12 protein-coding genes are annotated in these 11,268 nt (G+C 69.1%); 2 read left to right on the top strand and 10 right to left on the bottom strand.

The genetic code is table 11. The features are described 5' to 3' along the window. Window positions 1-121: 121 nt before the first annotated feature. On the bottom strand, window positions 122-1,048 hold the full coding sequence (locus tag U9J39_RS15755; protein ID WP_115713187.1) for a LysR family transcriptional regulator: 927 nt from the start codon (window positions 1,046-1,048) through the stop codon (window positions 122-124). Window positions 1,049-1,173: 125 nt separating this feature from the next. On the opposite strand from U9J39_RS15755, the gene U9J39_RS15750 reads away from it, so the two are divergent. Next, on the top strand, window positions 1,174-2,193 hold the full coding sequence (locus U9J39_RS15750; RefSeq protein WP_115700785.1) for an aldo/keto reductase: 1,020 nt from the start codon (window positions 1,174-1,176) through the stop codon (window positions 2,191-2,193). 35 nt (window positions 2,194-2,228) lie between these two features. After that, on the top strand, window positions 2,229-2,654 hold the full coding sequence (locus U9J39_RS15745; protein ID WP_116314475.1) for an SRPBCC family protein: 426 nt from the start codon (window positions 2,229-2,231) through the stop codon (window positions 2,652-2,654). Window positions 2,655-2,804: 150 nt separating this feature from the next. Here U9J39_RS15745 and U9J39_RS15740 read toward each other — a convergent pair whose 3' ends face one another. The 9 genes from U9J39_RS15740 to U9J39_RS15700 form a co-directional block, all read right to left on the bottom strand. Next, window positions 2,805-3,158 (bottom strand): RidA family protein, encoded by a 354-nt coding sequence (locus U9J39_RS15740; protein ID WP_326347480.1) that lies wholly within the window; start codon window positions 3,156-3,158, stop codon window positions 2,805-2,807. A gap of 45 nt (window positions 3,159-3,203) precedes the next feature. Then, a complete protein-coding gene (locus U9J39_RS15735; RefSeq protein ID WP_326347479.1) occupies window positions 3,204-4,361 on the bottom strand; it encodes an NAD(P)/FAD-dependent oxidoreductase in 1,158 nt (385 codons plus the stop codon). Further along, entirely contained in the window at window positions 4,351-5,730 is a 1,380-nt protein-coding gene (locus tag U9J39_RS15730) for an FAD/NAD(P)-dependent oxidoreductase (RefSeq protein ID WP_326347478.1), read from the bottom strand. Before U9J39_RS15730 ends, U9J39_RS15735 begins: the two co-directional genes overlap by 11 nt. Continuing rightward, the gene (locus U9J39_RS15725; protein ID WP_115713192.1) at window positions 5,723-6,085 is read right to left on the bottom strand and encodes a (2Fe-2S)-binding protein; all 363 of its coding nucleotides are present in this window, start codon (window positions 6,083-6,085) and stop codon (window positions 5,723-5,725) included. The genes U9J39_RS15730 and U9J39_RS15725 overlap by 8 nt, the downstream gene beginning before the upstream one ends. Next, window positions 6,075-7,211 (bottom strand): NAD(P)/FAD-dependent oxidoreductase, encoded by a 1,137-nt coding sequence (locus tag U9J39_RS15720; protein ID WP_326347477.1) that lies wholly within the window; start codon window positions 7,209-7,211, stop codon window positions 6,075-6,077. The genes U9J39_RS15725 and U9J39_RS15720 overlap by 11 nt, the downstream gene beginning before the upstream one ends. Window positions 7,212-7,223: 12 nt before the next feature. Continuing rightward, complete coding sequence (locus U9J39_RS15715) at window positions 7,224-8,018, bottom strand: ABC transporter permease (protein ID WP_115682536.1); 795 nt, start codon at window positions 8,016-8,018, stop codon at window positions 7,224-7,226. Window positions 8,019-8,030: 12 nt separating this feature from the next. Further along, window positions 8,031-8,912 carry an ABC transporter permease gene (locus tag U9J39_RS15710; RefSeq protein ID WP_198036102.1) on the bottom strand — a complete coding sequence of 294 codons (882 nt, stop codon included), beginning with the start codon at window positions 8,910-8,912 and terminating at the stop codon, window positions 8,031-8,033. A gap of 34 nt (window positions 8,913-8,946) precedes the next feature. Beyond that, a complete protein-coding gene (locus U9J39_RS15705; protein ID WP_115713195.1) occupies window positions 8,947-10,026 on the bottom strand; it encodes an ABC transporter ATP-binding protein in 1,080 nt (359 codons plus the stop codon). 68 nt (window positions 10,027-10,094) lie between these two features. After that, entirely contained in the window at window positions 10,095-11,129 is a 1,035-nt protein-coding gene (locus tag U9J39_RS15700) for an ABC transporter substrate-binding protein (protein ID WP_326347475.1), read from the bottom strand. Window positions 11,130-11,268: the final 139 nt, after the last annotated feature.

The following is an 11,268-nucleotide window of genomic DNA, read 5'->3' as shown; positions in this document are numbered from 1 at the left end:
CGTCGTTGCCAGCTTGACGGTACCTAAGGCTATTAGAGGCGGGATCGCGTGGGTGTCAAGGACGCCGCTGCGTGGCAACCAACGGATGGGGGCTAGCGTGGCCGCGCAAGACCGGTGCGGCTCACGCTGCCTGTGCCGCGGTGTGCGCGGTGGCCATCATGCTCGACTGCAGCAAGGTCTTGCGGAAGATTTCGACCAGCGGCCGCAGGTTGACCTTGTGCCAGGCAGCCCACAACGGGGTGCGGTAGTCGAGCCACGACAGTTCGTGCAGCACCACGCCGGCCGGTGCCTGGTGGCGCAGGCTCTGCTGGATCGTGGTCACGCCCAGCCCCGCGGCCACCAGCCCCAGCGCGGCCAGCGGCTCGGTCGCTTCCATGGTGATGGTGGGGGTAAAACCCGCCCGGGCGCAGGCCGCGATGAAGGCGTCGTGCCGCAGCGCGGTCTCCTGGTGCATCACGCCGATCCACTTCTGCGCGGCGAGATCGGCCGGAGTGAGCGGCTCGGTCCCGGCCAGCGGGTGGCCCTCGGGCAGCGCCAGCAGCATCGGGTCGTTGAGTACCTGGGCGGCCTCGAGATCCGGATCGTCCGGCAAGGGCGGCTCGCATACCAGCGCGATATCGAGGCTGCGCTGGCGCAGTCCTTCGAGCTGCGTTGCCGACTGCTGGTTGTACAGCGCGATATGGACGGCGGGCCGGTCGTGGCGCAGTTCGCGCAGCGCGTTCGGCAGGATGCCGGAGTGCATCGCGTACTCGAGGTAGCCGATGCACAGGCCGCCTTCATCGCCGCGCCCAAGACGCCGGGCCAGCGATTCGAGCCGGGTGCCGTGGGTCAGGAAAGCCCGCGTCTCGGCCAGGAAGGTGCGGCCGTCGCGCGTAAGGCGTATGCGCTGCTGGGAGCGCTCGAACAGCACCAGCCCGAGCTTCTCTTCAAGCTGGGCGATCTGCCGGCTAAGTGGCGATTGGGAGATATGGAGGCGCTCGGCGGCGCGGCCGACGTGCTCTTCCTCGGCCACGGCGACGAAATAGTGAAGTTGACGGATGTCCAGCATGTCTACCCCTGAGTGATACTTGAAATTCAGACCTATAGGGTATCAAGTATTTCAAATTCCGTCTTGGACAGACTCAACTGGCCACCCTAGACTGCCTTCACCCCAACTTACTTTGTGGAGCAGTCATGAGTATCAAAGACAAACTGGCCGGCAACGTGCTCGGCTTTGGCACCGCCCCGCTGGGCAATATGTTCCGCGACATCCCGGAAGCGGAGGCGCAGGCCACCGTGGACGCGGCCTGGGCGCAAGGCGTGCGCTACTACGACACCGCGCCGTTCTACGGCGCGGGCCTGGCTGAAATCCGGCTGGGCGAAGCGCTGTCCCGCCACCCGCGCGACGAATACGTGCTCAGCACCAAGGTCGGCCGCCTGATCCTGGACGAAGTCGAAGACGCCAGCGCACGGGCGCTGGGCGAGAAAAGCGGCCTGTTTGCCGCCGGCCGCCCGAACAAGCTGGTCAACGACTACTCGGCGGACGCCACGCTGCGCTCGATCGAGGACAGCCTCAAGAGGATGAAGACCGACCGCCTCGATATCGTGTGGGTCCACGACATCGCCCAGGACTTCTATGGCGACGAGTGGCTGGCCTATTTCGAGACGGCCCGCAAGGGCGCTTTCAAGGTGCTGACCCGGCTGCGCGAAGAGGGCGTGATCAAGGCCTGGGGCCTGGGCGTGAACCGCGTCGAGCCGATCGAACTGACGCTGGACCTGGACGAGGCGCAGCCCGACGGCTTCCTGCTGGCGGGCCGCTATTCGCTGCTCGACCATGAGCGCGCGCTGCAGCGCCTGATGCCGAAGGCGGCCGAGCGCAAGACCGAGATCGTTGTCGGTGGCCCGTACAGCTCCGGCATCCTCGCCGGCGGCTCGCATTTCGAGTACCAGAAGGCACCGCCCGAGATCATCGCCCGGGTCGAGCGCATCAAGGCGGTCGCGCAACGCCACGGCGTCAGCATCAAGGCCGCGGCACTGCAATTCGTGCTGGCCAATCCCGCGGTGGCCGCCGTGATCCCGGGTGCAAGCCGGCCCGAGCGCATCGCCGAGGACGTCGCCGCGCTGAACGAGAAGATTCCGGCCGATTTCTGGCGCGAGCTGCGCGCGCAGCAGCTGGTCGCGGCAAATGCGCCGCTGCCCGGCGACCGCGTCTGATCCCAATACTGCAATCTGATTTCAAGGAGCCAACCATGGCACAAGCTTCTGCAACGATCACGCTGCCGGTAGCACCGGACCGCGTCTGGCAACTGATTGGCGGCTTCGATTCGCTGCCCGACTGGCTGCCGTATATCCCCAAGAGCCAGCTGAGCGAGGGCGGCCGCGTGCGCAGCCTCGTCAACCCGGACGGCGACGCCATCGTCGAACGGCTCGAGGCCTTCGACGAGAGCGCGCGCAGCTACACCTACTCGATCCTGCGGGCGCCGTTCCCGGTCACCGGCTACCGCTCCACGCTGCGCGTGGTCGGCATCGACGGGGACCAGGCCGCGCGCGTCGAATGGTCCGGCCAGTTCACGCCGGCCGGCGTGAGCGATGACTACGCATCGCGGCTGTTCGAGGGCATCTATCGCGATGGCTTGACAGCCCTGCAAGCGACGCTGGCCGGCGCGGCTTCATGAAGCGGCTGATTGCGCCAGGGAGGGCCCCTGGCGGCCCAGGCTGGCGCGATGACGCAGGCCCACGCGGCCGCCGCCGTGCCGGGCGGGGGCCGCGTGCTGTGCCAGTACGGCGAGTAATGCCGCCTGATGGCGGTCTGGCGCGATGCCGCGTCAGACCGCCGCTGTCACGATGATCTCCACCAGCAGTTCTGGCCGCGCCAGCCGGGCCTCGCAGGTGGCACGCGTGGGGACCGCGTCGTCGGGGATCCACGCTTCCCAGGCAGCGTTCATGCCGGCGAAATCCTGGTCGATATCCTTGAGCCAGATCTGCGCCGAGAGCAGCCGGCTGCGGTCGCTGCCGACGCTGGCGAGGTAGCCGTCGATCTTCTCCAGCACATCGCGCGTCTGCGCGCCGATATCGCCGGAAGGATCGGTGGCCGTGACGCCGGCCACATACACCACGCCGTTATGCACGACGAGGCGGGAAAGACGTTTGGTGGACTGGAAGCGCTGGATATTGCTCATCCGTATGACCTCGGGAAAAAAGTTGGATAGGGAGCCGGCTGGAAGCTAGTCGCGCAGCGCGCCGGCCGTGGCACTGCGGGGTTTGTCGAAACGGTCGATGGCAAAGGCGTCGATCGGCAGGGTGGAGCGGCCTTCGGTGACGAGGTCGGCGACGATCTGTCCCACTATCGGCCCCAGTTCGAAGCCATGCGCGGAGAAACCGAAGGCATGGACCACGCCCGGTGCCGACCGGCTCGGTCCGATCACCGGTATCTGGTCTGGCAGGAAGGCCTCGACCCCGGCCCACGCGCGATTGATGCCCAGTGGGCCCAGATGCGGGAACAGCGCGGTGACGGTCTGCGCGCTGGTGCCGAGCCCGAGCATGTCGACTTCGCCATGCCGGGCCTGGGCGTCGGCGGCGCAGCGCAGGCCGCCGCCGATCAGCACGGTGCCGTTGTCGAACTGCTTGAACGACAGCGCGCGCCCGGTCGCGCCCAGCACCGGCCTGACGAACGGCGCCACGCGGTGGGTGATCATCAGCATCAGTCCGCCGGCTTCGACCGGCACCGGCTCGCCGAGCTGAGCGGCGAAGGCGCCGGCCCAGGCGCCGGCCGCGTTCACCAGCCGCTGCGCGCGGAACACGCCGCGCGGCGTGTGTACGTGCCAGCGGCCGCGCGCGTATTCCAGGCGTTCGGCGGGAGTGGCTTCATGGATGGCGGCGCCGGCCGCTTCGGCGGCGCGGCGGAATGCGGTGACGGCGCGGTAGGGCAGCGCATGGCCGTCGCGGCTTGCCCAGATCGCGCCGGTGACATGGGGTGCGATCGACGGGACCAGGGCACGTACCGTGTGGGCGTCGACCAGCGTTTCGTGGGTAAAGCCCAGGGCCTCGAGCTGGGCCACGCGCCGGCGCAGCACCTCCAGCTCGGCGTCGGTCTCGGCCACCTTCAGCTGGCCGCTGGGGATGAAGCCGGCGTCGTCGCCGGTCAGGTCCGCCAGCCGGTGCCAGAGCTCGAGCGAAGCCAGTGCCAGCGGAATCTCGGCCATGTGGCGCCCCAGCGTGCGCACGCCGCCGGCGTTGACCCCCGACGCATGCCGGCCGCAATACTCTGCCTCGAGCAGCGTCACGCGCAAGCCCTTGCGCGCGAGGTGCAGCGCGCTCGAGGTGCCCTGCAGCCCGCCGCCGATGACGATCGCGTCGGCATCGGCCCCGCTGTCATCCTTCATTGGCCAGTTCTCCGAGCGTCACCGGCTTGACCGGCGGACGGATGCGGTAGTAGCCGACCTGCTGCGGCGGCACGCCGCGCGCGTCGGCGATGATCTCGGTGACCGTCAATCCGCACTGGCGCCCCTGGCACGGCCCCATGCCGCAGCGGCCGAACGACTTGGCCTGGTTGGGGCCGCTGCAGCCCAGCGCGACGAAGCCGCGGATGGCGCCGGCGGTCACTTCCTCGCAGCGGCAGACCACCACGTCGTCCGCCGGCACGCGGTTGGCCGGCTTGGGGCGGTACAGCGCATCGAGGAAGGGCCGGATGCTCAGGTGCGAGCGCAGCGCGGCGCGCAGCGGCGCGGCCTGGCGGTCGCGTTGCGCGGCGTCGACGCGGCCGACGTTATGGGCCGCGGCCAGGCCGGCCAGCTCGCCTTGCAGTGCCGCGGCAACGGCGCCGCCGATGCCGCGGCCATCGCCGGCAACGAAGATGCCCGGCAGGTCGAGCGCGCCCCAGTCGTCGACCACCGGCTGCCAGCACAGCTGCGTGTCGTCCCAGCGGTGCGCCGCGCGCAGCGCCCAGCTGAACTGGGTGTTGGGCACCACGCCCTGGTGCAGCAGCACGGCCTGCGTCGCAATGCGGTGCGATTGCCCGCGACTGGTGAAACGCAGCGCCCGCACCGCCTCGTCGCCTTCGACCGACAGGTCCGTGGCCCTCTTGTAGAACGGCACGCCGCTACGCTTGAGGGTGCGCATCAGCGCCAGGCCTTTCTTCAGGTAACGCCAGCCTGCCAGGGCCCCGCCCAGATGGGCCAGCGCGCGCTGGTAGTCGGCACCGTCGGTGGTGTCGACGATGGCGCGGATCGGCACGCCGGCGCGCACGTATTGCCAGCCGAGCAGGTAGAGCAGCGGGCCGCAACCGGCCAGCACCACCGGCTCGGCCGGCACCACGTCGGCGCTCTTGAGCAGGATCTGCGCGGCGCCGGCGGTCAGCACGCCGGGCAGCGTCCAGCCAGGGATGGGGAAGGGGCGCTCCATGGCCCCGGTGCAGAGAATCACCTGCCGCGCCTGCAGGGTCGCAACTCGGCCCTGGCGCAGGTAATGCACGGCGTGCTCGCGCGTGACCTGCCACACCGCGGCACCGGTGATGTGCTGCGCGCCGCTGGCGGCGAAGCGGTCCGCCAGCGCGCGGCCGGCGGCGTAGTCGGGGCCGAGGATGCGCTGTCGTTCCGGTGGCGCGCTCTCGATGGCGCGGTAGATCTGGCCGCCGCAGGCTTCCTGCTCGTCCAGCAGGGCCACGCGCGCGCCGCTGGCGGCGGCGGCCACCGCGGCCGCCATGCCGGCCGGGCCGGCGCCAATGATGGCGATGTCGACGTCACGCTCAGCCATGGGCCACCTCCGGAGCGTGGCCAGCCGCTACCGGCGCGGGCAAGGGCAGAGTGCGCGCGCCGTCCTGCGTGTGCACGCGCATGCCTTCGCGCACGGTCACCAGGCAGCTTTGCCGGCTTGGCTGCCCGTCGATCTCCATCAGGCATTCGAAGCAGACGCCCATCATGCAATACGGCGCGCGGGGCTCGCCGCTGACTGGCGAGTTGCGCATGCGCGTGACGCCGCTGGCCAGCAGCGCCGCGGCAACGCTGCAACCGGCCGGCACGCGCAGCGGCGCGCCGTTGAATTCGATGGTGACGGTATCCGCGCCGGCGCCGGAGGTGGCACGCCGCTTGAACAGGCGATCAGTGGGCATGGTGGAAGGTCTGGTTGGAGTTCAGGAAGCGGTCGCCAGTGAATACGTCGACCTCCTGCGGTCGCTCGCCGCCGGCTATCCAGGGAGCGACGCGCAGTGCGTGCGCCGCGGCCAGCGTGACGCCGCTGTGGCAGGTGGTGACAAAGGCGCCGGGACAGGTCGGGCTTTCCTGGTAGATCGGATAGCCGTCGGGGCTCATCACGCGCAGCGCGCCCCAGGCGCGCACCAGCTTCAGGCCGGCCAGCGCGGGGAAGCTGCGCACGCCGCGGCGCGCAATGTCGGCGAGCACGCCGGCGGTGGTGCCGTCGTCGAAGCCGACGTCTTCCATCGAGTCGCCGAGCTGGATCGTGCCTTCGTCGGTCTGGCGCACGTAGGTGGTGGGGAAGTCCAGGAAGCGCGTGGCGCGCTCCCCGATCAGGACCTGGCCACGGTTCGGTGCCACCGGCGCGTGCAGGCCGACCTCCGCGGCGAGCTTGCGGTTGCCGAGGCCGGCGGCCAGCACCACGCGCGGCGCGGCAAAGCGCGTCCGGCCGCCTTCGCCCGCATGGACCGTAAAGCCGCCCGCTTCAGGCGTGATCGAGTGCGCGCCATGCCGGCCGACGATACGCACGCCACGCCGCTGGCAGGCGGCATGCAGCGCGCGCAGCAGCTTGAGCGGATTGGTGTGCCCGTCCATCGGCGTATAGCTGGCGCCGACCACCTCCGGGCCCACGCCGGGCAGCCGTTGCGCGAGTTCACTGTGGTCGAGCATCTCGAACGGATAGTCGCCGTGCAGCGCATCCTGGATGCTTTGCAGGCGTTGTCGGCGCTCCGCCATGTCCGCCTCGGAAAAGCACAGGTGGAAGCCGCCGGGCTGGCGCAGGCACACGTCGATGCCGGTCTCGTCGCGCAGCGCATCGCGCAACTGCGGCCACAGCCGAGCCGAGCCCAGTGTCCAGCGCGCGTAGGGCGCCATGCCCAGGCCCTTGCCCTGGACCCAGACCAGGCCGAAGTTGCCGCGCGAGGCGCGCAGAGCGTCGTCGCCCTCGTCCAGCACGGTGACGCGCAGGCCGCGCCCGGCGGCGCCGTAAGCGATGGCGGTGCCGACCAGGCCGCCGCCAATCACGATCAGATCGGATGTGGTCATGTCAGTCAAAGTTCAGTTCTTGCCGATCAGCACCCGGTCGAGGCCGACGATGCGGTCCAGCAGCACCATCAGCACCAGCGTGCCGACGATCAGCACCGTGGACACCGAGGCCACCAGCGGATCGATGGTCTGGGCGATCTGGTTGTACATCGCCACCGGCAGCGTGGTGGTGCCCGGCGTGGCGACGAAGACGGTCATGGTCAGTTCATCGAAGCTCTGGATGAACGACAGCATCCAGCCGCCCACCACGCCGGGCAGGATCAGCGGCAGCACCACGCGGCGGAACGCCGTGAAGCGGCTGGCGCCGAGCGAGAGCGCGGCACGCTCGGCATCGCGGTCGAGCCCGGTGGCGGCGGCCAGCACCAGGCGCAGCGCGTAGGGCATGACCACCACCACGTGCGTCAGCGCAAGCCAGAAGAACGACCCGGTCACGCCCAGCGTGGTGAAGAAGCGCAGGAAGGCCACCCCCAGCACCACGTGCGGGATCATCAGCGGCGACAGGAAGAAGGCCATCAGCGCGCCGCGGCCGGGGAAGCGATGGCGGATCAGCGCCAGCGCGGCGGGCACCGCCAGCGCCACCGCGATGGTGGCGCTGACCAGCCCGAGCGTCAGCGACAGCCAGATCGCATCGACGATCTCGTGCGCATCGGCAATGGCGCGGAACCAGCGCAGCGAGAGCCCGTCGGTAGGCATCGAGATATAGCCCTTGCCGGTGAAGGACACCGCGACCACCACCAGCAGCGGCGCCACCATGAAGGCGATAAAGAAGGCGTGGTACAGCAGGGACAGGGGACCGTTCTTGCGCATGGCATCAGCTCCTCAGGCTTCGAAGACCTGGCGGAAGCGGCGCTCCACCAGCCGGTTGCAGCCGACGATGACGATCACGTTGGCAATCAGCAGCAGCACCGCGATGGCGGCGCCGAGCGGCCAGTTCAGCGTGTTCAGGAATTCATCGTAGGCGGCCGTGGCCACCACCTTTAGCCGCCGCCCGCCGAGGATGGCCGGGGTGGCGAAGGCCGAGGCCGACAGCGCGAACACGATGATGCTGCCCGACAGGATGCCCGGCAGGATCTGCGGCAGGATCACGCGGCGGAACACCGTGAAGGGCGAGGCGCCGAAGGCCTGGCCGGCCTGCTCGACCTGCGGGTCCAGCTTCTGCAGCGAGGCCCATACCGAGATCACCATGAACGGCATCATCACGTGCGTCAACGCGATGATCACGCCGGCCTGCGTAAAGACCAGCTTCACCGGCGCATCGACCAGGCCCAGCCACTGCAGGGTCTCGTTGATCAGGCCGTTGTTGCCCATCAGGATGGCCCAGCCGAGCGTACGCACCACCACCGAGATCAGCAGCGGCCCGAGGATCACGATCAGGAAGAGGCCGCGCCACGGACTGCGCATGCGCGACAGGATCAGGGTCTCGGGCACGCCGAACACCACCGCTAGCACCGTTACCGCCAGTGCCATGCCGGCCGTGCGCAGGAAAATCTCGTGGTAATAGCTGTCGCCGAGGATCTCGAGATAATTGGCCGCGGTCATCGCCGGCAGCACGCCGCGGGCGCCGTCGAAGACGTGCAGCGACAGCAGGCCCGTGAGCAGCAGCGGCACCAGCAGCATCGCGCAGAACAGCAGCAGGGCCGGGCCCGACAGCAGCCACGGGGCCGCGCCGGCAAACGGCCTGCGCGGCAGGCGTGGCGCCATCGCGTGCGCGCCAGCAAGGTTGGGCGTGGCGGTATCAGGCATGGCGCGCCTCCGTGGCGGTTTCGCTGGCCAGCACGCGCAGGTCCTGGTCGTGCCACAGCACGCTGACGGCCGCGCCTTCGGCCGGCGGCGTCTCGCCCAGGTTGGGCTGGCTCACGCGCAGCCGGCCCAGCGCGCTGTCGATCTCCAGCATCCAGTGGTTGCCGAGGAACAGCCGCGTGTGAACCGTGCCGGGGATGCCGCCGTCGCCGGACTGGCCCAGCCGGATCTTTTCGGGACGCACGTAGACCTGCACCTCGCGCCCGACCTGGCGGCCCTCATGCGGCACGTACGCCAGCGTGTCGCCCAGGCGCACTTCGCAGCAGCGCGCGTTGCTCTTCTCGACCACGCCGGCGAGGCTGTTGGTCTTGCCCAGGAAACCCGAGGCGAAGGCCGACTGCGGCCGCTCGTAGGCCTCGAACGGCGTGGCCAGCTGGACGATGCGGCCGCCATGCATCACCGCGATGCGGTCGCTCATGGTCATGGCCTCGACCTGGTCGTGCGTGACCAGGATGGTGGTGATGCCGAGCTGGCGCTGGATCGCGCGCAACTCGATATGCATGTCCTCGCGCAGCTTGGCGTCGAGGTTGGACATCGGCTCGTCGAGCAGCAGCACCTCTGGCCGGATCGCCAGCGCGCGGGCAATCGCCACGCGCTGGCGCTGGCCGCCCGACAGCTCTTTCGGATAGCGCTGGCCGAGGCCGCCCAGCCGCACCAGCTCTAGCGCCTCGTCGATCCTGCGGCCGCGCTCGGCGGCGGCCACGCCGCGCATCTCCAGGCCGAAGCCGATATTGGCGGCCACGGTCATGTGCGGAAACAGGGCGTAGCTCTGGAACACCACGCCCATGCCGCGTTTTTCGGGGCGCAGCGCGGTGATGTCGCGCCCGTCGAGCACGATGCGGCCGCGCGTGGGTTCGACAAAGCCGGCGATCATCTGCAGCGTGGTGGTCTTGCCGCAGCCGGACGGGCCGAGCAGCGACAGGAATTCGCCGCGCTCGACCTCGAGGCTCAGGTTTTCAACGGCATGGAAGCTGCCGAAGGCCTTCGCGAGGCCGCTCAGTGTGAGGAAGCTCATGGTTTTGCGGGGGCAGTCGTGGTGGCGATCGTGGGGCAGTGGTGGCGGGGTGCCGCTGGCGCGCCGGCTCAGCGCTCGACCGTGCGGTTCCAGCGGTTGGTCCACTCGGCACGCTTCTCGTTGACCACGGTCCAGTTGGTCGGCAGCAGCGTGTCGATCTGGGCCTTGCCGTACGGCACCTTGGCGGCCACCTTCGGGTCGAGCTTGACCCTGGCATTGACCGGTCCCCAGCCCTGGCTGTCGGCCAGCACGGTCTGCACCTCGGGCGTGAGCAGGTACTGGATAAAGGCCTGCGAGGCCTCGGCCACGTCGCTCTGCACCACCGGGCAGGCGGCGGTCAGCAGCGCGGGGGCGCCTTCCTTCGGATAGACGAATTCCACCGGGAAGCCGGTGTCCTTCAGGCTTTGCGCGCGGCCGCTGCCCCACACCGCCAGCGTGACGTCGCCGTTCTGGAACAGCTCGGTCATCTTGCCCGGCGACGGCTCCCAGGCCAGCACGTTGGGCCCGACCTCTTTGGTCAGCGCGGCGAAGCCCGGCTCGACATTCTGGTCGCCGCCCTTGCGCAGCTTGGCAAACATGATCAGCGTCTGCAGCCCGTAGGTATTGCTGATCGGCGGGATCGCGACCTTCTGGCGGAATTTCCTGTCGGCCAGCACCTCCCACGATTCCGGTTTCGGCAGGCCTGCCTTGCGGAATGCCTCGGTGTTGTAGACCAGGCCCGTCGCCACCACGCCGATGCCGGTGGCCTTGTTGTCGCCCAGCTTCGCCAGCGGGTAGAGGTCCTTGTAGACCGGCGCATCCTTGACGGCATCGCAGAAGCCCAGCTGCAGCGCCTGGTACATCGGGCCGTCGTCGAGCAGCACCACGTCGAGTTCCTGGCGCGCCTTCTGCGCCTGCAGCTTGGCCAGCGTGTCGGTGGAATTGCCGGCGACATAGACCACCTTGACCTTATGCCGGGTCTCGAAGGCGGGGATGATCTTTTCCTTGAACACCTTTTCGGTCGAGCCGCCGTACGAACCGACGTAGAGCGTCGGCTGCTGCGCCAGCGCGGCCGAGGTGCCGCACAACGCGACCACGGCCGCGGCGAGAACTTGCTGTTTCATGCTTTCCTCCCTGTTATGCACCGTCAACTTGCCATCGATCCCCAAAACCATGCAGGGTGGTTATCGTTGCACCGCAACGAAGAACTGCGCAAACATGCGGTGTCGGGATAGATTAGGAGGATGCCCTGCGCGTGAAAAA

Origin of the sequence: Cupriavidus sp. SS-3 (assembly GCF_035818815.1) — a bacterium.
In the GTDB taxonomy this organism is placed as follows: domain Bacteria; phylum Pseudomonadota; class Gammaproteobacteria; order Burkholderiales; family Burkholderiaceae; genus Cupriavidus; species Cupriavidus taiwanensis_C.
This window is presented reverse-complemented; position numbering and strand designations above follow the sequence as displayed.